This window comes from Streptomyces sp. RLB3-17 (assembly GCF_007113425.2).
Taxonomy (GTDB): domain Bacteria; phylum Actinomycetota; class Actinomycetes; order Streptomycetales; family Streptomycetaceae; genus Streptomyces; species Streptomyces mirabilis_D.
Genome location: NZ_CP041610.2, coordinates 11,745,315 through 11,767,856, shown reverse-complemented (window position 1 = coordinate 11,767,856; position 22,542 = coordinate 11,745,315). Strand labels below are relative to the sequence as shown.

The 22,542-nt window shown below is 67.9% G+C and carries 24 protein-coding genes and 6 pseudogenes; 14 read left to right on the top strand and 16 right to left on the bottom strand.

The annotated features are described in order from the left end of the window. Nucleotides 1-326 precede the first annotated feature (326 nt). Nucleotides 327-1,300 (bottom strand): annotated as a pseudogene (locus FNV62_RS53240) (IS5 family transposase). Nucleotides 1,301-1,415: 115 nt separating this feature from the next. On the opposite strand from FNV62_RS53240, the pseudogene FNV62_RS53235 reads away from it, so the two are divergent. Then, nucleotides 1,416-1,736, top strand: a pseudogene (locus FNV62_RS53235) (IS701 family transposase); the annotation flags it as partial. Here FNV62_RS53235 and FNV62_RS53230 read toward each other — a convergent pair. The 3 genes and pseudogenes from FNV62_RS53230 to FNV62_RS57780 all read right to left on the bottom strand — a co-directional run. Continuing rightward, on the bottom strand, nt 1,732-2,955 hold the full coding sequence (locus FNV62_RS53230) for a PP2C family protein-serine/threonine phosphatase (protein WP_143605873.1): 1,224 nt from the start codon (nt 2,953-2,955) through the stop codon (nt 1,732-1,734). The pseudogene FNV62_RS53235 and the gene FNV62_RS53230 sit on opposite strands and share 5 nt — an antisense overlap. 208 nt (nt 2,956-3,163) lie before the next feature. Next, complete coding sequence (locus FNV62_RS53225) at nt 3,164-3,358, bottom strand: hypothetical protein (RefSeq protein WP_143604982.1); 195 nt, start codon at nt 3,356-3,358, stop codon at nt 3,164-3,166. A gap of 278 nt (nt 3,359-3,636) precedes the next feature. Beyond that, a pseudogene (locus FNV62_RS57780) lies at nt 3,637-3,810 on the bottom strand (hypothetical protein); the annotation flags it as partial. A gap of 141 nt (nt 3,811-3,951) precedes the next feature. Between FNV62_RS57780 and FNV62_RS53215 the strand changes: the two are divergent. After that, nucleotides 3,952-4,116, top strand: coding sequence for a hypothetical protein (locus FNV62_RS53215; protein WP_164331923.1), 165 nt, complete (start codon nt 3,952-3,954; stop codon nt 4,114-4,116). 408 nt (nt 4,117-4,524) lie between these two features. On the opposite strand, the gene FNV62_RS53210 is transcribed toward FNV62_RS53215, so the two are convergent. The 3 genes and pseudogenes from FNV62_RS53210 to FNV62_RS57775 form a co-directional block, all read right to left on the bottom strand. After that, complete coding sequence (locus FNV62_RS53210; protein ID WP_164331922.1) at nt 4,525-4,920, bottom strand: hypothetical protein; 396 nt, start codon at nt 4,918-4,920, stop codon at nt 4,525-4,527. Next, nucleotides 4,815-5,141 carry a hypothetical protein gene (locus tag FNV62_RS56760; protein WP_225900962.1) on the bottom strand — a complete coding sequence of 109 codons (327 nt, stop codon included), beginning with the start codon at nt 5,139-5,141 and terminating at the stop codon, nt 4,815-4,817. The genes FNV62_RS53210 and FNV62_RS56760 overlap by 106 nt, the downstream gene beginning before the upstream one ends. 26 nt (nt 5,142-5,167) lie before the next feature. Then, a pseudogene (locus FNV62_RS57775) lies at nt 5,168-5,350 on the bottom strand (LysR family transcriptional regulator); the annotation flags it as partial. Nucleotides 5,351-5,869: 519 nt separating this feature from the next. Between FNV62_RS57775 and FNV62_RS53200 the strand changes: the two are divergent. The 9 genes from FNV62_RS53200 (at nt 5,870) to FNV62_RS53165 (ending at nt 12,801) form a co-directional block, all read left to right on the top strand. Continuing rightward, on the top strand, nt 5,870-7,111 hold the full coding sequence (locus FNV62_RS53200; RefSeq protein WP_143600346.1) for a PP2C family protein-serine/threonine phosphatase: 1,242 nt from the start codon (nt 5,870-5,872) through the stop codon (nt 7,109-7,111). A 339-nt stretch (nt 7,112-7,450) separates the two neighbouring features. Beyond that, complete coding sequence (locus FNV62_RS53195; RefSeq protein WP_143600345.1) at nt 7,451-8,026, top strand: DUF5994 family protein; 576 nt, start codon at nt 7,451-7,453, stop codon at nt 8,024-8,026. A gap of 5 nt (nt 8,027-8,031) precedes the next feature. Then, nucleotides 8,032-8,220: a hypothetical protein gene (locus FNV62_RS53190; RefSeq protein WP_143600344.1), complete on the top strand. Its 189-nt coding sequence runs from the start codon at nt 8,032-8,034 to the stop codon at nt 8,218-8,220. 94 nt (nt 8,221-8,314) lie between these two features. Beyond that, nucleotides 8,315-8,581 (top strand): hypothetical protein, encoded by a 267-nt coding sequence (locus tag FNV62_RS53185; protein ID WP_205523201.1) that lies wholly within the window; start codon nt 8,315-8,317, stop codon nt 8,579-8,581. Nucleotides 8,582-8,627: 46 nt separating this feature from the next. Further along, on the top strand, nt 8,628-8,903 hold the full coding sequence (locus FNV62_RS53180; RefSeq protein ID WP_143604980.1) for a hypothetical protein: 276 nt from the start codon (nt 8,628-8,630) through the stop codon (nt 8,901-8,903). Nucleotides 8,904-9,721: 818 nt separating this feature from the next. Next, nucleotides 9,722-10,489, top strand: coding sequence for an SDR family NAD(P)-dependent oxidoreductase (locus FNV62_RS53175; RefSeq protein ID WP_143604979.1), 768 nt, complete (start codon nt 9,722-9,724; stop codon nt 10,487-10,489). Between the two features lie 208 nt (nt 10,490-10,697). Then, nucleotides 10,698-10,823: a hypothetical protein gene (locus FNV62_RS54955; RefSeq protein ID WP_309171888.1), complete on the top strand. Its 126-nt coding sequence runs from the start codon at nt 10,698-10,700 to the stop codon at nt 10,821-10,823. Nucleotides 10,824-11,392: 569 nt separating this feature from the next. Next, entirely contained in the window at nt 11,393-11,800 is a 408-nt protein-coding gene (locus tag FNV62_RS53170) for a hypothetical protein (RefSeq protein ID WP_205522501.1), read from the top strand. 11 nt (nt 11,801-11,811) lie between these two features. Next, complete coding sequence (locus FNV62_RS53165) at nt 11,812-12,801, top strand: hypothetical protein (protein ID WP_143604978.1); 990 nt, start codon at nt 11,812-11,814, stop codon at nt 12,799-12,801. Nucleotides 12,802-13,478: 677 nt separating this feature from the next. Here the strand turns inward: FNV62_RS53165 and FNV62_RS53160 are convergent. The 8 genes and pseudogenes from FNV62_RS53160 to FNV62_RS56740 form a co-directional block, all read right to left on the bottom strand. Then, entirely contained in the window at nt 13,479-14,273 is a 795-nt protein-coding gene (locus tag FNV62_RS53160; protein WP_143604977.1) for a hypothetical protein, read from the bottom strand. 67 nt (nt 14,274-14,340) lie between these two features. Next, entirely contained in the window at nt 14,341-14,661 is a 321-nt protein-coding gene (locus FNV62_RS53155) for an integrase core domain-containing protein (RefSeq protein ID WP_143651830.1), read from the bottom strand. Further along, nucleotides 14,645-15,844: an IS30 family transposase gene (locus FNV62_RS53150; protein WP_186003052.1), complete on the bottom strand. Its 1,200-nt coding sequence runs from the start codon at nt 15,842-15,844 to the stop codon at nt 14,645-14,647. The genes FNV62_RS53155 and FNV62_RS53150 overlap by 17 nt, the downstream gene beginning before the upstream one ends. A 169-nt stretch (nt 15,845-16,013) precedes the next feature. Then, complete coding sequence (locus FNV62_RS53145) at nt 16,014-16,745, bottom strand: IS3 family transposase (protein ID WP_164331921.1); 732 nt, start codon at nt 16,743-16,745, stop codon at nt 16,014-16,016. A 2-nt stretch (nt 16,746-16,747) separates the two neighbouring features. Next, nucleotides 16,748-17,035: a transposase gene (locus FNV62_RS53140; protein WP_143604976.1), complete on the bottom strand. Its 288-nt coding sequence runs from the start codon at nt 17,033-17,035 to the stop codon at nt 16,748-16,750. Between the two features lie 56 nt (nt 17,036-17,091). After that, nucleotides 17,092-17,205: pseudogene (locus tag FNV62_RS56745) on the bottom strand (LysR family transcriptional regulator); the annotation flags it as partial. A 24-nt stretch (nt 17,206-17,229) separates the two neighbouring features. After that, on the bottom strand, nt 17,230-18,228 hold the full coding sequence (locus FNV62_RS53130) for a saccharopine dehydrogenase NADP-binding domain-containing protein (RefSeq protein ID WP_225900949.1): 999 nt from the start codon (nt 18,226-18,228) through the stop codon (nt 17,230-17,232). After that, the gene (locus FNV62_RS56740; protein ID WP_225900752.1) at nt 18,165-18,311 is read right to left on the bottom strand and encodes a hypothetical protein; all 147 of its coding nucleotides are present in this window, start codon (nt 18,309-18,311) and stop codon (nt 18,165-18,167) included. Before FNV62_RS56740 ends, FNV62_RS53130 begins: the two co-directional genes overlap by 64 nt. A gap of 124 nt (nt 18,312-18,435) precedes the next feature. Between FNV62_RS56740 and FNV62_RS53125 the strand changes: the two genes are divergently transcribed. Both FNV62_RS53125 and FNV62_RS53120 read left to right on the top strand, forming a co-directional pair. After that, nucleotides 18,436-19,428, top strand: a complete 993-nt coding sequence (locus FNV62_RS53125; protein ID WP_143604975.1) for an AraC family transcriptional regulator — start codon at nt 18,436-18,438, stop codon at nt 19,426-19,428. A gap of 72 nt (nt 19,429-19,500) precedes the next feature. Further along, a pseudogene (locus FNV62_RS53120) lies at nt 19,501-20,474 on the top strand (IS5 family transposase). A gap of 26 nt (nt 20,475-20,500) precedes the next feature. Here the strand turns inward: FNV62_RS53120 and FNV62_RS53115 are convergent. Further along, nucleotides 20,501-21,028, bottom strand: a complete 528-nt coding sequence (locus FNV62_RS53115) for a DUF6082 family protein (RefSeq protein ID WP_143604974.1) — start codon at nt 21,026-21,028, stop codon at nt 20,501-20,503. Nucleotides 21,029-21,959: 931 nt separating this feature from the next. Between FNV62_RS53115 and FNV62_RS53110 the strand changes: the two genes are divergently transcribed. Beyond that, complete coding sequence (locus FNV62_RS53110; protein ID WP_143604973.1) at nt 21,960-22,484, top strand: hypothetical protein; 525 nt, start codon at nt 21,960-21,962, stop codon at nt 22,482-22,484. The last annotated feature ends 58 nt before the right edge of the window (nt 22,485-22,542 follow it).

The following is a 22,542-nucleotide window of genomic DNA, read 5'->3' as shown; positions in this document are numbered from 1 at the left end:
GGGAGGAGCAAGCGCAGGGAGGAGCCGGGCAAAGGAGGTTGGAGGCAGGCGCCGAGGTAGCCGACGACGAGTCCGCCCAGGCCGCAGGCGAAGCCGAGGAACCAAATCGATGCCGACCGCCGGCAACGGTCCGTCGTCGAAGACCGTTGCGCCGCCCGGGCCGGGACGGGAGATGCCACGTCAGCTCCCGGTCTCCCAAGTCCCTTCGTGCAGTCGTCCTTGCGCTCCTGTCCTCCAGGGTCACAGGGGCAGCGTTATGCCCAGCTCCCGCATAAGCCGGTCGCCGACCGGCTGGGCGGCTTCCTAGGGCCTGTGTGGAGTTGTGATCAATGCTGTGATCCGAGGTGCCGGATCCAGAGGAGGCCGGCGCATAATTCGAGTCCGGCCTGGTAGCTTTCAGGTTTTTTGTCGTAGCGGACAGCGAGGCCGCGCCAGTCCTTGATCTTGTTGATGGTGCGTTCGACGCTGTTGCGGAGCTTGTACAACTGCTTGTCCCAGGCGACAGGCCGTCCGCCGCGTGAGCCGCGGTTCTTGCGGTGGGCGGCCTGATCCTTCTTTTCGGGGATGACTGCTTTGATCCCACGTTTGCGCAGGTGTGAACGGTTCTGGCGGGACGAGTACGCCTTATCGCCCGCGACTGCGTCGGGCCGGGTGCGGGGCCGGCCGACCGGGCCGGGGACGCGGATCATGTTCAGGACGGGGATGAACTGCGGACTGTCTCCCGCCTGCCCTGCGGTGATCTTGAGCGAGAGGGGCAGACATTGCGGCACACAGGACAGGTGCGTCTTCGTGGTCAGTCCGCCGCGGGAACGCCCCAGGCCAGCGGCGGCGAGCCGGGCCCTGCGGCGACGCCTCACGCGTCGTCGTTCTTCCCGCTCCGGGTCCGATTGCCCGTCTTGTTCCTCGCCGGCGCCCCTTTTTCCGCGGCGGCCTTCTCCAACGCCTCCAGGGTCTCGGGCTCCACGATCATCCCCGCGGCATCATGATGGGCCCGGGCTGTGGTCGAGTCCACGCTGACCAGCGACAAGTCCACCAGGCCCCGCTTCGCCGCCTCGACGATCGCACCCTGGAACACCGCGGTGAACACCCCAGCATCCCGCCACTGCCGAAACCGGCCGTAAACGGTGGACCAGTGCCCGAATCGTTCGGGCAACTCCCGCCATTTCGCCCCGTTCCTGAACCGCCACACGACGCCCTCGAAGTGCGCCCGCAGGTTCTCCGGGTACGGCCCGTACTCACCGACCGGCAGGAACGGGGAGATGAACTCCCACTCAGCATCAGAAAGTTGAGGTCGAGACACCCCACCGTTCTACCCCAAGGACCCCGACCCTCCCAGGCCGGAGCCCCATGAGATCACAACTCCACACAGGCCCTAGGCCGGTGGTAGGAGTCAACTGCCTTGCTGGGGGCTGAAGATGACCGCTCGCCGTCCGTGTCCGCCTGCGCCGGGGCCGTTGGAGGAGTACGCGGCCCGGTTCGACGACCTCTTCTTCAGCCTGGCGCAGCGGCGGGGGTTTCGTGAGTATCTGACCGGGCTGCTGGCGCCGCGGGAGCGGAACAAGACGATCACCTGCCTGGCAGGGGCGGAGCCGGTGGCGGGTGCGGGGATGCCGGGGGTGCAGCGGCTGCAGTTTTTCCTGTCCGAGTCGCCCTGGGAGGCTGAGCTGGTCAACGACCGGCGGCTTGAGCTGCTGCGTGAGGAGCCGGCGACGGCTCCGCACGATGGCGGGGTCATCGGACCGCGAGGTGGTCGGCGGCGCCGCCGTGCCACTCGATCATGAAGAGGGTGGCGTCGTCGCTGGTGTGCCCGCCCCGTTCCCTCTTCAGGGTGTGGGAGAGCCGGCGCAGATCCGCCCGCACCCCCTGTGACGGCTCTTCTCCCAGGCGGTTGACGCAGTGGATGAGGCGTTCTTCGCCGAACGGCTCGCCGCCGGTGACGTGTTCCTCGATGATGCCGTCGGTGTAGCACAGCACCCGGTCGCCCGGCTGGAGTAGGTGCTCTCGGATCCGGGGCTCCTCGCCGCCGAAGCCGACGGGCAGCGTCGTCGCGCTCTCCAGCTGCCGCTCGACCCGGCCTTCGCGGATCAGCAGCGGCGCGGGGTGGCCCGCGTTGACCATTTCCAGCTCACCGGTGGCGATGTTGATGTGCATCAGCTGGGCGGTGACGAAGTGGTCGGGACCGAACTGCCGGGAGATGGCGTCGTCCATGAACGCGTACTTCTCGGCCAGGCTGACGAACACGCGCCGGGCATGCCGGTAGGCACCGATGGCGATGGTCGCCATCGCGGCGGCGTCCAGGCCGTGGCCCATCGCATCGATCACGGCCATGTGCAGGATGTTGCCGTTGAGGGCGTAGTCGAAGCTGTCGCCGGCGACCCGGTAGGCGGGCTCCAGTATGCCGGCCACCGCGACCTGCGGCAGGGTCATCGTCAGCGGCGGCAGCAGGCTCCACTGGATCTCCGCGGACACGCTCATCGGCTCCCGGCGCCGGGCCAGGAAGAACAGGTCGGTGTAGGCGTTCTTGGTGACCAGCATGTCGGCGACCAGGCCGGCGAGCCTGCGCAGCAGACGCCGGTCGGCGTCGCCGACGGCGTCCAGGGTCAGAGCCATCACCCCCACCTGGTCGCTGCCGTCCAGCAGCGGCAGATACATCCGCACGCCGCCGTGGGCCTGCGGCACCTCGACGACGTCCGCGCTCAGGAAGGCCCGGCCGGCGGGGGAATCGGCCATCGGCTCGGGCTGGCCGACGTGCAACTTACTGCCCGCAAGCGGCACCAGCACCTCCTGCGCGTAGTCCTGCAGCAGGATGGAGACGTCACGACCACCGATCCCGGCCACCTCCTCCGCGATCAACGGGGCGATCAGCTGCGGCGGCATCAGCCGCGCCCGATCCAGCAGCAGACCGAGCAGCCGCTCACCGAAACCCTCCGACCGGTCCACGCTCTCCTCGCCCATGACCCGCCTCGCCACCCCCTCCCTGCCACCCATACCGGCTCGCCGCCTCCGCACAACCTGAACCTGGGAAGGCCGCCGGAGCGGCTCATTACGCCATGCGCAGCATGTCGGCCCGCGCTGTCTGCGCAGAGTGATCAGGCGGCCCGGGCCAGCGAGGCCGCCGTCCCGGCTGGCGGTGAGGGTCGGCCACGGGCCAGTCGCCTGGTCGCTAAAGATCCAGAAGGAGGGCTGAGAAACGGGCACTCAGCCGGATGCGCATCCGCTCCCCCGGCAGCCGCTCGACGCGGACGGTGCCCGGCGGGACACCGCGGTCGACCAGCGCCTGGTCCACCGCGGTGGCGTACGGCCAATGCGGCAAAGTGTGGCGCAACAGGCCGGGAAGTCCTGGCGGTTGGAGCAGCACGGCTCTCGCCTCCACGGCGGGCTCGGACGGGTCAGGAGACGCGCAGGAGCGTGGTGGCGGGACGGATCGCGCCGGGCCCGAACTTGGCGCGGATGCGGTCGCTGACCTCTTCGGCGACCAGCCGGGCTTCGCGGGCCCGATCGAAACTGATCTGCTCGGCAACCTGGCCGGCGGCGACCAGGTCCTCCCCTTTCAGCGTGATCCCGGTGAGGCGGCCTCGCTGAAGTCAGCCGGTAGGCCGGCGTGCGCAGATCGTCATCGTGTGCGGAGGCCTCCGGAAGCCGGCGGGTCTTCTCCCACGTGGTACCTCCGGCAAAGCGCAGGGTCAGGGTCAGGCCGCGGGCCGCCTGGCCCCGACCACGGAGCTGGAGAGCGAGGGGGACGACCAGGTCGAGCAGGGCCGCGCGGACGGCGCCGCCGTCCAGGGCGTGCCGGGCGAAGGTGCGGCTCACGCTCGCGGAGGCCGGCAGGGCGCACGGAGTGACGGGGCGGGGGTCGATGCCGCGGGCCCGGTCGGCCGCCTGGCGTTCGGCCCGGCCGCCCAGGAGGCGCTGCACGGTGCCGGACGGGATCGCAGCGAGCAGGCCGACGCAGTGGACGCCGTAGTCGCGCAGGGCCTGGGCCTGGCGGGGTTCGGCCAGGCCGCGCTAGACCGCCTGTTGGAGCGTCTGGCGGACGTCCCCACCCCGTCCGGCCTGACACCACGTCAGCTGCTGCCGATCGTCGAAGTCCGGCGGAGCGATACACCACAGCCCTGAGACCGGCCCCGTTCTCGACAGACCCACTGAGCTCTTTCAGCGTGGCCGCTGATTCCCAATCAGGTTGTCAAGTGGCCGTGGTGACATGCGGTGAGACGGGCCGAGGCGGCGGCCGGCGAGGTGAGTGGCCACCCTCCACTCATGTGCCCCCTGGCGGCCCGTCCTCCCATGAGTCGTTGGCAACCGCCGAGTACCGGTGGTTACGAAGAGGTTCGTGATCGTGGGTGAAGCAGAGGCTGTCGGCCAGCAGAACTGCCCTGTCCGGAAGACGGTTTCGGCCGGACCCTGGCCGGCCGGGCCGCTCACGCGGCGGGCTGGCCAACAGGGCTCGCCTCACCGCCGACCGGCGCTTCCGCCCGCTGTACTTCTTGCCGGCTGCCCTCCGCGTACGGCCGAGTTTTGCTGAGGTCAGTGCTCGCCAACGCCGACGGTCGCGGCTTGCACCGCCATCACGGCGTGGGCGGTCGCGGTGAGGCGGGACACGGCCGGGCGCGCGTCCGGGAGCCAGGCCAGCACGAGCTGGGTGGCTGGGTATCCGTGGACGGGCACTGTCCGTACGGATGCGCCGAGGCGGTCGCGGACGCTTTCGCCGACGACGACCACGAGCCGTCCCAGCGCGACGCGGTCGACCATGGTGTCCAGCGCCTCGTTCGGCAGTTGCGCTTCGTAGCCCGGCAGCGCCTCGACCTCGGTGAGTGTCAGGAACGGACGGTCGGCCAGGGGGTGGCCCGCCGGGAGCAGGACGACCGGCCACTCCGGGCCGACTCCATCAATTCGAGACCGGGGGTGGCAGCCGTCTGGCACATGAGGGCGACGTCCGCGGTGCCGTCTCGAAGGGCGCCAATCTCGTCGTAGGTGAAAACGACGTCGGTGAGCACACCGTCCGGGCCCTGTGCACCGGCGAGCAGGGCGGGCAGGATGCCGGGGCCGGCGGCGGGCCGTACCGCGATGGTGACCCGCTGCTGCTCGGTGGCTTTGCGCGTCTTGCGTACGGCGGTGTCCATGGCCGCCAGGATCGTGCGCACTCGGCCAGGAAGACCTCGCCCGCGGCGGTCAGCCTCACCTGCCGAGTGGTGCGTTCCAGCAGCGGGACGCCCACGCGCCGCTCCAGCTGGGCGATGGCCCGGGACAGCGGCGGCTGGGTGATGCCCAGGCTCTCCGCGGCCTGGCCGAAGTGCAGCGTCTCGGCCACGGCCACGAAGTAGGCGAGTTCCCGGGTATCCAGCTGATTCATGCTTCCAAGGTGTTACCTGTTGCCCAGACAGTCATTGCTCCGCCGAAGAAGCCCTGGTCACCTGGCCCGTGCGGCCCCTCGAACCCAGAGCGCGGCGCGGCGAAGGGCGTAGTGCGCATCAAAATCAGGCTGACTACTCAGAGCAACCGGACGTGACCTGACCGCCGCAATACGCGACACCTGAACATGCGACCTCACCAGAACCCCCCGTCCCGACCTGGTACGACATGCCGCTTTTGGCGTAATGGGCTCTTCAGGCTGGTCGGCCACGTCACTCTGTGCGGGTTGATCACGGTCGCGTCAGGAGCCCGTGTGTACCGATGAGTGGGTCTTCGAGCGGATCTGCCGTGAGGGCCGGGTGGACCCGAGCGTGTCGGGGCGGGCGTCGGCTCTGCGGTGCAAGGTGAGCGGGGCCAGCTCCAAGCCCCCGAGGCCGAACACCGTGCCGCCCCGTAAACGGCCCCCCGGAACACCCATCCAGCAGGCGAAATCGGCTCTGGTGGAGTGAAGGAGGCGGCCATGGCGGACAGCGAGCGGTGGCCTGACAAGGCCATGGTGGACCGGTCTGAAGGGTTCGGTGAGCGGCTGCTGGGGGTGCTGCTGGACCGGGCGCACGAGATGCCGCCGCAGCTGATCGCCCCGCTGGTCGCGGAAGAGGTGGCGAGGGTCGGCGGCCGCGACGTCTCGATCCTCCTGCAGGACTACGGCCAGCGGGTGCTGGTGCCGCTGCCGGGTAGGCGGCTGACCGTCGGCGAGCCCGAGCCGATCGGTGACTCCCACGCCGGCACGGCCTTCCTGTCCGCGACGCCTGTGGAGGTGCCACAGGCCGACGGTGTCCGGATGTACCTGCCGTTGCTGGACGGCAGCGACCAGGTGGGCGTGATGGCCCTCACCCTGGACACCGCCGATGATGACGACCGGCGACTGCTGCGCAGGCTCGCCGGCCTGGTCGCCGACACGCTGGTCACCAAGCACAGCTACACCGACCGGTTCTTCCAGGCCCGGCGCCGCGAGCCGATGAGCCTGGCCGCGGAGATCCAGTGGTCCCTGCTGCCCCCGCTGGCCATGTCCGTCCCGCAGGTCGAGGTGGCCGGAATCCTCGAGCCCGCCTACAAGGTCGCCGGCGACAGCTTCGACTACGCCCTCAATGACGACATCCTGCATCTGGCAGTGATCGACGCGATGGGCCACGGCCTGGACGCCGCCACCATGGCGACCGTCGCCATCGGCGCCTACCGGCACGCCAGACGCGCCGACATCGGACTGGCTGAGATCTACGCGTTCATGGACCAGGCCATCGCCGGGCAGTTCGGGCCCGAGCACTTCGTCACCGCGCAGATGATGCGCCTGGATATCGCAACGGGCCATCTGCAATGGGTCAACGCGGGCCATCCCGCACCGCTGCTGATCCGTCACCACGAGGTCGTCCAGCAACTGGAGAGCCCGACCACCCTGCCGGTCGGCTTCGGCGGTGAACAGCCCCGGATCAGCGAGCAGACCCTCCACCGCGGCGACCGGGTGCTGTGCTTCACCGACGGCCTCATCGAGGAGCACGAAGCCGGCGAAGAGCAGTTCGGCGAGGAACAACTCGTCCACTGGATCAACCGCATCGAGCACACAGAGAAACGAGTGCGTGCGGTGGTGCGCGCCCTCTCCCACGCCCTGATGGAGGAACGGGGCGGCACGACCACCGACGACGCGACCCTCTTCCTGATGGAGTGGCGCGGGGGCGCCGCCGATCACCTCGCCGCCCTGGACTGAGTCGAAAGCCGCACCACGATTGCGGAGCCCACGACACGGAGCCCCCGCTACCCGCCTGGCCAGAAGACCCGCTCACCGCCGAGGAGATCGATCTCCGCGAACGTCTCCGACGACGTACGCGAGCCCGCCGTCGTTTCACGGTGCTCCCGCCGCCCGCACCGCCGCTCGCCACAGCGCCTCCGCAGGAAAATACCTGGTCACACCGGTCATTGCCCATCGAACAGGCGTACAGTGAAAGCACCGGAAGTACTTCGCGCACCCGCTTTCATGCGGGTGTCATTTCCGGCGATCGCCTAAAAACCGGACTGCCGACGGGCAGTCCGGGGGCAGGTCCGCCTCATGACCACGACCCTCGACCGGACCGCGCCCCGCGACCTCGCCGCAGAGCTCCCGGCACGCTTGTCCCTCACCCCGAAGACCACCCTCGCCGGCCAGCTGGACGGGGCCTGGTGGCCCTACTCCCGCGACCTTGCAGCCGAGCTCCCACCGCTCGCCGCCGCCCTGGAGGAACCCTGGGGGCGCATCACCCGCGTCACCGTGAACCCCACCCGCTGGCCGGTCATCCCCCACACGGTGCCCGTGGACGGGCGCACGCTGCACGTGGCCTGGTTCACCGAACAGGACCCCGACAAGCTGATCCTGCTCTCCTACACCGTGGGGCGCTGGGACCTCCTCGTCATCCCGCCCGAGACCGAGCCCGCCGCCGCGGCCCGCCTGATGGCCGCCGCCGCGATCCCCGGCAGCGTCCTCACCGCCGGCGTCCTGATGGCCAACGAAGCCGACATCGGGCGCGGCATCCGCGACGCCGCGCGCCGGGAAGCCACCTGGGAGGGCGAAGGCGGGGCCTGCATGTCCCCCTTCGGGTACCCGATGAGACGATGCGCCCTCCCTCTGCCCGCAAGCACCTGGAGGTGAGCGACATGGAGACCATCGTCCTCGTCGCGCTGATCATCGTGGCAACCGGCATCGGAATGTACTGGATCCACCTGCTGAACGCCCAGCACGACGCGCGGATCGCGGCCTACCACTTCAGCGACCCCCTGCCGAGACCTCCCGGCCTGCCGGACGACACCAGTCGTCGAGCCCACCGCACGGATGCCGACCGGTGAGGAACAGACCTTCCTCCGACCGGGGGCAGCGGGCGGGGCGCCACGGCGCCCCGCCCGTCGGCTTCTCGCCCACTCCGAAAGGGAACACGCCCACGTGAAGTGCATCGAGACCCAGATACTGCCGTCGCTCGGGCAGGCCGAGGTCCGGATTATCGCGCACACGCCCGAAGCCGCCCGCGCGGTCGCGGAAGCGCTTCGTCACTGCTTCGCCGGAGCGGAACAGCGCAGCTATCCCGGCCTCGACGGCGACACTCGCCTCCACCTCACCGTGGACACGGCAGCAGCCGCCGGCCCCGCCCGCTCCTGGCTGGCCGCCAGCCGGACCCCTGCCGGCGCGGGCGCCCACTGCGACGAGATCTGAGAGCCCCGGGCCCGGAGCCCACCCCCGCACACGAGAGGACGCGGTCATGGCCACACTGCGGGAACGCAAGACCTACCGCGAACAGGTGCTCCGGGTCCTGTACGAAGCCGTCGAAGGCAACCGCCTCCTCGGCATCACCGGGGCACAGCTGCGGCGCGACCTCCACGTACCGGAACAGGACCTGGCCGCCGCCTGCGCCTACCTGGCGGGCCAAGGCCTGATCACCGCCGACTGGGAACCGGGCAACACCCCCGCGATGGTCACCCTCACCCACGAGGGAATCCGGCACATGGAATCCGAGGAGGAGGAAGAGCACGGCTGAATCCCCTCGCACACGTGAAGGACCCGGCACGCGGGTACCCAGTGCGTCAATTCCGCATCCCCGACGCGGCCAACAAGGCTCCACAACCTCAAACCGACGGGCCCGTGCCCCATCCATGCCCTTGGGGACGGTGAACAGCGGTCAGCACGGATACGGCAAAGTCCCCGCGACGAGTCGACTGGCACCCGATAATCCCAGGTCAGACGCCACAACGAAGCCTGGGTGGCATAGATCCGACCGACGGTCAGCGGCTCCGACGTCGTGTGCTCATAACGGTAGACCATGGTCAACAGGCTCACAGATCGAACGCGTCTACGCGGTCACCAGCCTGACAGTTCACCAGGCGACAGCCGCTGACCTGGCCGCACGCGTACGCGGGCACTGGGCGATTGAGAACCGTGAGCACCCGTCAGGGATGTGACGTTCGGGGAAGATGCCTCGCGGGTGCGCACCGGCAGTGTGGCTTTGTACGTGACCGCGGAAGTCGTTTCGATGTGACCGTGGGAGTCACTGGCTGAGCAAGTTTGCGATGTCAGCTTGTTTTGATGTCACCAGGGGGCTTGCGGCGTCCGCCTCCCGCCTGCGTGACCGCTTTCGGGTCGTCTGTCCCGGCTGCCGTCCCTGGGCCATAGGGACCATCAAGTGCCGCCGTTCGATGGATACGGCGGCCGGGTCCGATGCGGCTGTCGTCCGGCTGGGACACGTTCCTTGCGGGCGTACCGGCGGATACGCCCCAGCCCGAAGAGGAACCCAGTGTCGTGGGGTTCCGACCCGCTTGCCCATCGTTCACCTGGGTGGTTGCAGGAAGGACCCTCGACGTGTCTAACCCCGTCGTCCTCATCACGGGCGCGCTCACCGGTATCGGCCGCGCCACCGCCTTCGCTTACGCCCGTCAAGGCGCGAACCTTGTGGTCTCCGGCCGCCACGAGGACCTGGGCGAGCAGTTCGCCAGGGAACTCTCCGACCTCGGCGCCCCGGCCGAGTTCGTGCGTGCCGACGTCCGCTTCGACGCCGATGTGAAGGACCTCGTCGACCGCGCGGTCGCGCGATTCGGGCGGATCGATGTCGCCTTCAACAACGCCGGCACCGAGGGAACACCCGGCCCTGTCACCGAGGTGACCGACGAGAGTTACCAGGCCACCTTCGACACCAACGTCAAGGGAACGCTGCTGTGCCTGAAGCACGAGTTCCGGGTCATGAGGGAACAGGGCGGCGGCAGCATCGTCAACGTCAGCTCCGGCTACGGCCTGATGGGTTACCCCGGGGCGACCTTGTACGTCGGGAGCAAGCACGCCGTCGTCGGCATCACCAAGGCGGCCGCACTGGAAGGCGCCGCTCACGGTATCCGGGTCAACGCGGTCGCGCCCGGCTACACCCGGACCGCCATGTACGACCGGTTCACCGGCGACGACACGGCGCGTGACGCGGTCGATTCGGTGCTGCCCATGCACCGGGCAGGCACCCCGGAGGAGATCGCCGAGGCCGTCCAGTTCCTGGGTTCGGACAGGGCGAGCTACGTCACCGGGCACATTCTCGTGGTCGACGGCGGCCTCATGGCGGGCGGGCCCCTGTTCCCGAGCACGTGAATCGCAGGCCGTGTCGGCCTCGGCGGCGCGCTGCCCGCCCAACGGGATGTTCCGGTTCTCATCGTGACCAAGCGGGCGGCCCCACAGCACACGAGCGACACCAAAAAGTCACTGACATTGATCACGCCGCACCCCGAGAAACGACTCCCGAAGTCACAACGAAACGACTCCCTCAGAAACTGACACAGCCAGCAGTGCGCCGCGGGCGATGGCCTCCCTGAGAAACCTGGCCATCAGCGCGCTCCGCCTGGCAGGGCGAGACAACATCGCCGAGGGCCTGCGCCACCACGGGCGGGACATGACCCGACCGCTGGCGACCCTCGGACTCACGTAAACATCCTGGCCGATCGCGAGAACGACGGAGCCCTGCCTCCGCACCGCTCAACTTTGAAGACGCCCGAATCCGGGTATCGGGACTGATCGCCGGACGCTCACGCAACTCCAGCGGGTACTTTCTCGGGGCAGGCATCCTCTGGGCTCCTCTCACGAGACCCATCTGACCTGCAGTCACCATTCCCCGCATCTCAGGGGGAACCTCACCCATCCACAGGTCTTGACTATTGCTCCGGGGACTTACGCATGCCTGCCGAACAGGTTCCACAACGGCATATCGGCTTGTTGGACGCTGGTCCATTGCGGTGAAGTCTCGGAGCTGAACGGGTGATGGCAGCAGTCAGTGACCACGCCACATCACCACAAACCTGAGACCACCTTGAGACAGTAGCTGGACGTCAAGATCATCTATGTTCGGAGACAAACGTGAACGAAGGCCCAGGCAAGCTTGTCTCCCCATCTCCGCGGAGCCCCCTGACGAGATCTCTCCTGGCAGTCCTCAGTCTTGGGGCTTCTACGTTCAGCCCTGCTGCTCCTGCCTATGCGGACACGTCCAGTGATACGACCACCGTGAACGTATCGGTGCTCGGCTCGATCACACTGTCAAACCTGACAGGATCATTCACCTTGACTGGCGACCCGAGCACAACCGTATCGTCGACGGGCGCCGTCAATATGACAGTGACCACCAACAACCCCGCTGGCTACCAAGTCACCGTGCAGTCGACCACACCCACGTTGACCGGCCCTGCCGGCAATACCGACTCGATTCCCATCGGCAATCTCTATGTGCGCGAGACCGGCAGCGGTCCACTGTTGTACCCACTCTCAGACACGAGCCCGGTGACCGTTCACATCCAGCACACGCCGTCGGCACCGACCGGAGACAACCTCAGCAACGACTACTCGATCAACATCCCGGCCGTACAGCCAGACACCTACCGCACCACCCTCAACTACATCGCTGCGACGTTGTAGCCGACTGAATCTTGCGCCAGAAGAAGGCCGTGAACAGGTATTTCCTCCGCTCAGCAGGAATCCTTCTGAGCACCACCTCGTTGATCATCGCGTCACGCTCCAGTGCATTCTCGCTGCCTGAATCCCCACCCTCGCCCGCTGCGCCGGCATTCGCGCTCAAGGTCAGCCCCACCCGGCTCGTCATGTCACCTGACCAGGCTACGACCGTGCAGCATTTCAAGGTCTCCAATACCGGAAAGGTCAAGGGGGACGTCAACGTATCCGCGACATCCATGGAACAGCACGCCGACGGATCGTTGACCTACCCGCCCACCGCGCCGTACTCGGCTGCAAACTGGGTGGCCATGACTCCGCAGCACTTCCAACTCGACCCGGGCGCCACTCAGAAGGTGACCGTACACCTCACGGTGCCTGCTGCCCCGGAACCTGGGGAGCACTACGTCGCACTACTATCCCTCGTTCCTTCCCAGGCACAGAACCGCATTCGGATCAACCGGGGCGTGGCTGTTCCTCTGCTCGTTACGGTGCGCGGATCGACGATCGACGCCGTGAAGGCAACAAATCTGGAGACGTCCGGACTCTCCATCGGCGGCCCCATCAGTCTCACCACGACCGTCAAAGAGACCGGCACCATCCACCACGACTTTTACGGACCACATCACAACCTCGTCGCCGAGGCGGACGGGACGAAAATCGCCTTCTCTGATTTCACCGTTCTCCGTGGGTCCTCCCGCACAGTAAAAACGCAGTGGACTGACCCGCCGCTGGCGTGTGTCTGTCACATCAAGGTGGCGATCCCCCAGAAAGGTAGTCGCCCCGAGGTAGTTGAAGCCACTGTCGTCCGTCTTCCCCTCCAGCTCGTCGGCGGGATCGTCATGGCCATCATCAGCCTGTTCCTCCTGTGGCGTTTCGGGCTCTCCCGATACACGTTGCAACGTCGGGACGAATCCGTAACAAAGGATGGTAAGGGCTCTGGTGCCACGTCAGAGGATGAACTGTAACCGCCACCCCGGTACTGTCGGCGGCAGGCTCCCCGCGCATGACAGCGAGACGCAGACCGGACATTTCGCGAGAACGCCGGGGCCCTGGGGTGAGCCCGAGAACGACTGGCACCCTGAGTGGACCGTCAGGGACCCGGGGACCTCGATTACCCCCGGGCTTTCGTGCTGTCGCTTCCCGCAGCGCAAAACGCTGACTGCGGCCCGACTCAGATTGGTCGCGCCAGCGGTCAGCGGTCCCGTTGTCCGCTCGGGTACCGGTCCAAGAAGGTGGTCAGCTCGCGCCGTTGCCGCCGTTCCTCGGCAAGGACGCCGTCGAGGACTTCGCGGTCTACGTATGGGTCGATCGCGTCGAGGACCAGGCGCTGAAGTTACTGGCGCACCCCCGGACCCAGCTCGGAGCCGCCGTGGGCGGGCGGGACCGCCCACACGGCCGCGCCCAAAGCGTCTCCCATTCCCGACGCCCCTCAGGACCAGGCCACGGGCACGCCGCAGTACGGGCCTTCACCTCCACGGTCGTTGCGACCTCCCGGCCCAATGGCACGGAAGGTCGCCGACGCCTTGGAGGTGCCGCAGCCAGCCACACACTGAGCCGGAACAGTGGGGCCGCATGACGCTGCCGCGAGACGCTACCCGCGTGTCCGCGCGGGCCCGCCTCACCAGCCGCCCCGTTGAGCGGATCAGCGGCGGCGCAGTTCCTCGGACCAGTCCCGCAGCGGGTCGGCGAGGGTGAGGTTGTCCCCGCGGGCCACAGTCTGGAGCAGTTGGGCACACACGGTCGCTTCGGCGGCGAGGCCGGCCGGGCTGCCCAGCACGGGGAAGACGGCGCGGACGCGGGCGGCAACGTCCGGCTGCAGCAGCGAGTAGGCGTAGAGAGTGGCGGCGTCGAACCCCTCCGGAGCCTGCCCCCACCCCTCCCAGTCCAGCAGGCGCAGCGGCGAAGTGAGGTTCGACCAGTGCACATCCGCATGAGCTGTTGTCCAGCAGGAGACGGCCGGGGCCGGGATGCCGACGAAATCGGGGATGGCCCGCTCCATGTACTGCTGCCGTACGGCGACGCGGTCGGTGCCGACGGCCGCCACCTTCTCCAGCGACCCGGCGAGTTCCTTCCACCAAGAGTCCGGCAGCTGGAGGTCGTGCTGGAGGATCGGGTCGTCGGACAGGACCGGCGCATCGACGCGCACCGACAGCTCCGCCCGGTAGGCGGTGCCGCCATCGACGGCGTCGTGGACGGCCAGGAGGACGGGCCGGTGGCCGTCGAGGTCGCCGAAAGCGTGCTGGGCATCGAGGGCGCCGTCCCACAACTTCCCCGACGCCTTGTCCTCCGGCGCGGACACCAGCCGCAGCCAAACGGGCACACCTGTAGCGGTGCAGGCCGGGACACCCAGGGTGCGCCCGGCCCACCCCCAGAACTCCCCGCCCGGCTCCACCTGGACGTCCAGGGCCTTCGCAGTGTGCGCGTGGCGGGCGCGCATGCGCTGTTCGGTGTCCGGATCAGGGGGAGGCGAGTACTGTCAATCCCCTCGAATCGTGGAGACCTTCCTATGCAGCCAGCCCCTCGCTGAGGCGGGCCCAGTAGTCGTGTTCGTAGTCGATCGGGCTCTTGAACCCACACACGCTGTGTAGCCGTCGGGCGTTGTAGAAGTCGGTGATCCAGGTGGCGATCCGGATCCGGGCCTCGGTGCGGGTGGCGAAGGCGTGCCGGTGGACGTACTCGACCTTGAGGACGCTGTTGAACGCCTCGCTGACGGCGTTGTCGAAACAAGATCCGACCCTGCCCATGGACTGGAAAACGCCCAGCTTGCGGCAGGCCCGGCGGAATTTCCGCGAGGCGTACTCGGCGAGTTCAACCAGTCGTTGCAACACCGGGCTGTTGCAGCGAGCGTAGCTGTTCTTCGAAGACCTCGGCCGGCGTCCGCCAACCCAGGACTTTGCGCGGCCGGTTGTTGATCGCCATGGCGACGGCTTCGAGGTCCGTGGACGACCACCGGGACAGATCGGTGCCCTTCGGGAAGTACTGACGCAACAGCCCGTTCGTGTTCTCGTTCGTCGGTCGTTGCCAGGGCGAGTGGGGATCGGCGAAGAACACCTTCGTCCCGGTATCGAGGGCGAACTGGGCGTGGCCGGAGAGTTCCTTTCCGCGGTCCCAGGTGAGGGTTTTGCGTAGCTGCTCGGGCAGCTGCGTCATCGACGTCCTGAGCGCCGCGTTCATCGCGATCGCGCCATAGCCCCCGAGCGAGGTGCCGTTCTTCACGGGCGGATTCTCGCCCCAGCCCTCGAGCCGGGGCAGGTGCACCAGGAGCGTGGAGCGGCTGCTGCGCTCGACCAGCGTGCCGATCGCGGAGCGACCCGTCCCGATGATCAAATCTCCTTCCCAGTGTCCGGGGACCGCGCGGTCTGCGGCCTCGGCGGGGCGTTCACTGAGGATGACGTCCGCGGTGACATGCCCCTGCGGTTTGTTCTGCGACCGTGCACGGGGAGTCCGCAGCGCCCGGCCGGTGCGCAGGCACGTGACCAGTTCCCGCTTGAGCGCGCCACGGCCCTCGATGAACAGCGCCTGGTAGATCGCTTCGTGGCTGATGCGCATGGACTCATCATCGGGGAAGTCGACAGGGAGACGGTGCGAGATCTGCTCCGGGCTCCATGCCGTCGCCCATCGTCTGTCCTGCCGGTGCGGCTTGTTCAGCCCTTTCCATGCGAGCGTCCTGGGTCCGGGGACGATCGTGTTGTCGGGGCGGCGGACGCCGCCGGCGAGCCGGTCCTGCACGTACTCACGCAACCTGTCGTTGCCTGTGAGTTTCGCGGTCTTCGGGCGCTTGGCGGCCTGCTGTGCTTTCCACTGGGCGACCGTCGCGCGGTACTCCTGCTTGCCGCTGCGCGTGGCGGCGTTGCGGCGCAGTTCGCGAGAGATCGTTCCGGGGTCACGCCCCAGGGCGCGGGCGATCTCGCGCACGCCCTTGTTCATCGCCCTGAGGATCGCGATCTCCTCGCGCTCCTCGAACGCGAGGTACCGGCCCGTGGGCTCGGCCAACGAGATCGGAGGCATGCCGCCAGCGTGACGAAACCACCTCGCACCCACCGGCCACGACACGCCGACCGCCAACGACGCCTCCACCGTCGTGACCCCCGTGGCGATCAGTCGCCAGAACTGGCGCTGCACGACTCGAGACGGATCAGGCCGCCCCGGCGAACGCATCGCCGGCCGCAACGCACGATCAGCGCGCCACTGCCGACGCCGACCCTCCGGAACATCGCTGGTCTTCAAACTCCAGTCCGCCGTGGCCACGTCGCACACCTCCGAGATCAAAGTGTTGCGACGACCAGTTGAATCCACCCTCGCTGCCGCGGTCCGTGTGAAAAATGACGCCCTGCACGTCCCCGCCGCGGGTGGCCGCGGCCATGTGCAGGGCGGCCACGACCAGGCTGGCGTCGTGCCGCTCTCCCATCGCGTAGCCGAGCAGGCGGCGGGAGAACAGGTCGATGACCGTGGCCAGATACAACTTGCCCTCACCGCTCTCGATCTCCGTCATGTCCCCGCACCACACCAGGTCGGGCGCTTCGGCCGTGAAGTCCCGGCCGACGAAGTCCGGGGCGGCCGGCCGCTTCCCCGGCCGGGTCAGCCCGCGCCGGTGGCGGACCTTGCGGGCGACCAGACCGAGCTCGGCCATCAGCTTTGCGACGGTGTTCACCGAGACCCGCCAGCCTTGCCGCACCAGCCGGATCCAGATCTTCGGCGAGCCATAGGTGCCGCCGGAGTCGGTGAACTCCTCCTGCACTGCCTCCGCCAGCTGCTGGCGGCGTACTTCCCGCCGGGTCGGCCGGCGGGTGCGGTGTTTGTAGAACCACGACTCGCTCACGCCCAGGGCGCGGCACGAGACGCGGTGCGGGATACGGTGCGCGGTCCTGAAGTCGCTGATCACCCCGGCCACTTGTGCCGGGTCCGCCACGGCTACTTCACCCACAGGACCATGCAGCGTTTGAGCACATCACGCTCCATGACCAGTTCCTTGTTGTCCCGCTTGAGCTGGGCGTTCTCCCGCCGCAGCCGCTCCAGCTCGTCACTTTCACCGTCCGACGCGGTCCCGGCCCGGCGAGCACGCGAGACCCAGCTGGCGAGCGTGGTCTCGTTGATGCCCAGGTCCGTGGCGACCTCGGCGATCGGCTTGCCGGTCTCCGCCACGATCCGTACCGCACCCTCACGGAACTCCGGATCGAACTTCCGTCGCTTCTCCGCCATGACTCCCAACTTCCCCTGCAGTCACGGTCTTCACGCTACGAGGGGAGGGACAGGGGTCATAGTTGTGCGGCCGTGCGGATCAGCCCGGCGAGGGCGAGGGAGCGGCTGTGGGCGGGCCAGGCGATGTGGGTGACGACGGGGGGTGCGTCGGTCAGGGGGACGGCGGTGTGACGCAGCTCGGCGAGCCTATGCGGTCACAGCATCTGGCGGGCATCGACAGCGCCGCCTGCGGCATCGACGCTCCACTGCACGCCGTGCTGGACGAGGAACTCCAAGAAGTCGGTGGGTGAGTATGCCTGGGCCGGGGCAAGGACACCAGGCCTGGCGCCGTCGGCAACGAGCCTGCGCGCGCTTTCGACTGCGATGACCGCTGTGCTCCCCTGCATGTCGATGCCCTGGACGACGCCGCGAGCGTGCTGACCGTCCGCGCTGGTCGCCTCAACGACGATGATCCAGCGCGCAGTGCGGCGGCTGTCCGCGGGCGGTCCGTCGGGAACGCTTTCGATGAGCGCGGGGGTGATGTCGGCGAATGCGGCCGCCAGTTCCGCACGGACCACACCCTCGACCCGGCGTACCGCGACGTGGTGGGGAACCGTGACCACCGCAGGAAGAGGGAACTTCACCACCGGCACCGGGCCGGAGCTGTCCAGAAAGGTGAGTGCCGTACGCCGTGCGGCAATATCGGGATTCCAGCGGCCGTCTTCGTAGCCGAGGCCACCGCTGGTGAACGTGTCGATGTTCTCCAGCGCCGACCGGAGAGTGCCGCGGGACGGCATCGCGCCACTGCGGACCAGCTCCAGGCCGATGACGAGTTCCTGTACAGGACGGACATGCTCGGCGACGAGGTGAGCGAGCAGGTCGCTGGGCAGGCCATCGTCGTTGGCACCCGGGACGACAGTCACCCCGGCCGCCTCGGCCGGCGCGGCGAAGGCGCTGAAGATCCGATCGAGGTGGCGCTGTTCACCAGCGATGTCGACGTAATGACACCCCGCGGCGATGGCGGCCCGCACGACCGCTTCGCCGGACAGAACGAACGGGCCCGCGCAGTTGATGACCGCGGCGCAGTCCTGGAAGGCACGGACGAGTGCGGCGTGGTCCCCGGACGCGGCGCACCGTATTGCGGCGCCGTCTACTGCGGCGAGTCCAGCTCGGGCGGCTGCCTCGCCGAGGCGTTCGACGTTCCGGCCGACCAGCGCGGTCTCGATGTCCGCCGGACCAATTCGGCGACGACGAGCTTGCCGGTGTAACCACCGGCGCCATATACCGCGATCCGCATGTCCGATGTCCTTTCGACGACCACCAAGGCAGCCTAGGTCTCCTGGGCAAGACGGTTAATTCGGCAGCGTCTCTTCTGCATACGCGATCGTCTCGGACATCGAGGATCTCTATACCCTGGCCGAATGGACCTGCTCAGTGACGTGATCGCCGCCATGCGCATGGGGCAGCCGCACTATGCGCGCAGCGAACGGCACGCGCCGTGGGCGGTACGCCACCAGCCCTTCACCGGTGCCGGCTTCCACCTCGTACTGGAGGGCAGGAGCTGGCTGATCCCTCCAGACGGCGAACCGATCGAACTCCAGGCCGGAGACGTTGCCTTCATTCCCCACGGCAGTGCCCACTCCGTGGCCGGCGATCCCGCCACGCTGGTGGCCGACCTCCCCTCCTCGCCGCTCGCCGATCCCCACCAGGACGACCACCCCGACGGCGCCGGGGCAGGGCCCCGGACCGTGATGCTCTGCGGCGCCTACCTCATGGACCGGGCCCGTCCCCACCCACTGCTACGGGAGATCCCGGAGTTCGTTCATCTGCCGGCCCGCCTCGGACAACACTCGTCACTGCGCGGAGCCACCGAACTCCTCGCGACCGAACTGGCAGAGCCCCGTCTCGGCAGTGACGCCCTGCTGCCCGCACTGCTCGACACCCTGTTGCTGTACGTCATGCGGGCCTGGCTCGACGAGCGGCCCGGGCACAATGCAACCACCGGTTGGAGCGCGGCCCTCCACGACCCGGCCATCCACGCCGCACTCCAGGGCATTCACGGCGCCCCACACCGGCCGTGGACAGTGGAAGAGCTGGGAGCACTGGCCGGGCTGTCCCGAGCGGCATTCGCACGACGGTTCACCACCTTGGTGGGTCAGCCACCGCTGACGTACCTGACCTGGTGGCGCATGACCACCGCAGCCCGCCTCCTCCGCGACTCCGATGCTCCACTGAAGAGCGTGGCCAACCGGATCGGATACACATCCGAGTTCGCGTTCAGCACGGCCTTCAAGCGGGAACACGGCCTGACCCCCAGCGCCTACCGACGCCAGACGACCTCCGCAGATCTTGACACCACGGACGCCGACCGCCGCGTCACCAGATCCGGCGAACGCATGCGGTCACAGCACTAGGGCCTGTGTGGAGTTGTGATCTCATGGGGCTCCGGCCTGGGAGGGTCGGGGTCCTTGGGGTAGAACGGTGGGGTGTCTCGACCTCAACTTTCTGATGCTGAGTGGGAGTTCATCTCCCCGTTCCTGCCGGTCGGTGAGTACGGGCCGTACCCGGAGAACCTGCGGGCGCACTTCGAGGGCGTCGTGTGGCGGTTCAGGAACGGGGCGAAATGGCGGGAGTTGCCCGAACGATTCGGGCACTGGTCCACCGTTTACGGCCGGTTTCGGCAGTGGCGGGATGCTGGGGTGTTCACCGCGGTGTTCCAGGGTGCGATCGCCGAGGCGGCGAAGCGGGGCCTGGTGGACTTGTCGCTGGTCAGCGTGGACTCGACCACAGCCCGGGCCCATCATGATGCCGCGGGGATGATCGTGGAGCCCGAGACCCTGGAGGCGTTGGAGAAGGCCGCCGCGGAAAAAGGGGCGCCGGCGAGGAACAAGACGGGCAATCGGACCCGGAGCGGGAAGAACGACGACGCGTGAGGCGTCGCCGCAGGGCCCGGCTCGCCGCCGCTGGCCTGGGGCGTTCCCGCGGCGGACTGACCACGAAGACGCACCTGTCCTGTGTGCCGCAATGTCTGCCCCTCTCGCTCAAGATCACCGCAGGGCAGGCGGGAGACAGTCCGCAGTTCATCCCCGTCCTGAACATGATCCGCGTCCCCGGCCCGGTCGGCCGGCCCCGCACCCGGCCCGACGCAGTCGCGGGCGATAAGGCGTACTCGTCCCGCCAGAACCGTTCACACCTGCGCAAACGTGGGATCAAAGCAGTCATCCCCGAAAAGAAGGATCAGGCCGCCCACCGCAAGAACCGCGGCTCACGCGGCGGACGGCCTGTCGCCTGGGACAAGCAGTTGTACAAGCTCCGCAACAGCGTCGAACGCACCATCAACAAGATCAAGGACTGGCGCGGCCTCGCTGTCCGCTACGACAAAAAACCTGAAAGCTACCAGGCCGGACTCGAATTATGCGCCGGCCTCCTCTGGATCCGGCACCTCGGATCACAGCATTGATCACAACTCCACACAGGCCCTAGAAGTCACAGGTTGGGCGGCGAGAAATACGCAGATGCTGCGACAGGAGGACCTGACGCCAGCGCTTCTTCATACACCTCGTCCGTGAGCGACATGAAACGCACGACCCGGCGATCACCGTCAGCTACTGCGAATCTGCGCCAGTGCTCCCGGTTCTCGCGCCAGTGCCGACGCGCCACCTCACCGCGAAAGTGCACCTCAAGCGTGACCCGCGATGCCTCGTACGTCATCCGACCCAGTCGAAAGTCCGTGAGCCACTTAGTAAAGATCAGGTTGCAGAACACCGCCTGCCTCGTGTCTTCGAAAGTGGCCGTGCCGTTCGGCGGATCCCAGCACTGCATCAGGGCTTGATCGTCAATGGCGCGAAGGATGAGCTCGCGGTGCGCGGACCGCATTGCTTCTTCGTGCATGATCCGGGTCTGCTTTGCCTGGTGCGCGATCGACACCACGGCGCCGAGGAGGGCCGCGGCGGAGAACGGCACAGCCAATCCTCCGTAGGTCTGGCTGATGTTGCTCAGCTTCTGCCAGTTCATCCCAGAGGGTGCCGCCTCCCTCAATATGAATGGTGTAGCAAGGAACAGGGCCACGATCGACGCTCCGAACAGCGCCCACCCCAGTTCTCGCCTGAATAAAACACGTCGTAGCCAGGCCACCATGCCCCCACTCGCTCGGACCGCAAGGTCACACATCCTCGCGAGCGGTGATCTAGGTAGCAAGAGCGCGGGTTGCAACTGCGGTGCACCGAGGCGGAATGGCCCCTATCCGGGCCCTGTCGGACCTGCCCCATACGCCAGGCCGACTCAATGACTGCCTCAGCTGCGTCGGATCCGACGCAGACCTCGGTGAAGGCGTGCACCCCATCAGGGCCCAGACGAGACCGACTCCGCGCTGACCGGGACAAGGACGGCGCAGCGGTGCGAGTCAGACGTTGGTGGCCAGCGCCTTCTCGCGTGTCGCGAAAATCGTCGGGCGTGCCCCACTTCACGCGATGCATGATGCCAACGACGGAACAACCAGAGGTGGTTGACCGTTCATCATTATGTGGCTGTGGAGGGAGCAGTGTCCCCGGGCCTCACCTATAGCCCATGGGGACGATCGTCCGGCTGAAGCCCCATGGAGCCTTTCGCCGCGAGGCGACACCCCTCCGCACGCCACCACCCACGGCCCCGGCTGGTCTCCCCCGTCCAGCCGGGGCTTTCACGCGCTGGTCACCGGCGCGGGCCGTCGGGGCGCTGCCGGCGAGGAGCCCAAGGGCTTTTGAGTCCTTCGCCACGGTCACGTTCTTCGGCTCAAGTCCCAAGCGAAACTGCGGCTTTGGGCAAGGCTCACCCATGCCCTGGTATGGAGAAGGTGCAGGTCACCAGATGTTCACCGCCTGCGTCTACCCGCATAGATCCGGCGGGTGCTGTCATTCCGTCAGCCGCCCGGAACCTCGCCTCCGGGCCAAATTCGGGAGACCCCCACATGCGACCTCTGCGCCGCGTCACCGCCACCACCACCGCCCTCGGCATGGCCGCCGCCGGCCTCATCATCGCGGTGAGCGGCACCGCGCACGCCTCCACCTGTTCCCAGTCCTACCTGCCGCTGCCCGACTCGTCCTGCACGCCCGGCTCGTACAACCCCAACGTCACCCAGTCGAACATCCACAGCACCATCTGCGTGTCCGGCTGGACCGACACCGTCCGGCCCCCCACGTCCTACACCAACCCCCTCAAGGCACAGGGCATCATCGACTACGGGTACTCCGACACCAACATGTCGGACTACGAAGAGGACCACCTCGTGCCGCTGGAACTCGGCGGTGCGCCCCGCGACCCCGGCAACCTGTGGCCCGAGCCGCACTACGGCACGAAGACCGCCTACACCAAAGACGGCACCGAGACGAAACTGAAGAACGCCGTCTGCAACGGCACCATCACCCTGTCCGCCGCCCGCAGCGCCATCAAGAACAACTGGACCACCGCGCTCCAGGTCACCGGCATCGGCTGACCTCCAGTGAGGCCGTAGACCGCGCCGCGTGACGGGATCCGGGGAGACCGGCTGCGCC

Bases quoted from the DNA above. Each gene is read 5' to 3' on its own strand.
- FNV62_RS53230 (WP_143605873.1), bottom strand. From the start codon at position 2,955: ATGGGCGAGGAGAGCGTGGACCGGTCGGAGGGTTTCGGTGAGCGGCTG.
- FNV62_RS53200 (WP_143600346.1), top strand. From the start codon at position 5,870: ATGGCGGACAGCGAGCGGTGGCCTGACAAGGCCATGGTGGACCGGTCT.
- FNV62_RS53195 (WP_143600345.1), top strand. From the start codon at position 7,451: ATGACCACGACCCTCGACCGGACCGCGCCCCGCGACCTCGCCGCAGAG.
- FNV62_RS53190 (WP_143600344.1), top strand. From the start codon at position 8,032: ATGGAGACCATCGTCCTCGTCGCGCTGATCATCGTGGCAACCGGCATC.
- FNV62_RS53180 (WP_143604980.1), top strand. From the start codon at position 8,628: ATGGCCACACTGCGGGAACGCAAGACCTACCGCGAACAGGTGCTCCGG.
- FNV62_RS54955 (WP_309171888.1), top strand. From the start codon at position 10,698: ATGGCCTCCCTGAGAAACCTGGCCATCAGCGCGCTCCGCCTGGCAGGG.
- FNV62_RS53160 (WP_143604977.1), bottom strand. From the start codon at position 14,273: ATGCGCGCCCGCCACGCGCACACTGCGAAGGCCCTGGACGTCCAGGTG.
- FNV62_RS53150 (WP_186003052.1), bottom strand. From the start codon at position 15,844: ATGCCTCCGATCTCGTTGGCCGAGCCCACGGGCCGGTACCTCGCGTTC.
- FNV62_RS53140 (WP_143604976.1), bottom strand. From the start codon at position 17,035: ATGGCGGAGAAGCGACGGAAGTTCGATCCGGAGTTCCGTGAGGGTGCG.
- FNV62_RS56740 (WP_225900752.1), bottom strand. From the start codon at position 18,311: ATGCGGATCGCGGTATATGGCGCCGGTGGTTACACCGGCAAGCTCGTC.
- FNV62_RS53125 (WP_143604975.1), top strand. From the start codon at position 18,436: ATGGACCTGCTCAGTGACGTGATCGCCGCCATGCGCATGGGGCAGCCG.
- FNV62_RS53115 (WP_143604974.1), bottom strand. From the start codon at position 21,028: ATGAACTGGCAGAAGCTGAGCAACATCAGCCAGACCTACGGAGGATTG.
- FNV62_RS53110 (WP_143604973.1), top strand. From the start codon at position 21,960: ATGCGACCTCTGCGCCGCGTCACCGCCACCACCACCGCCCTCGGCATG.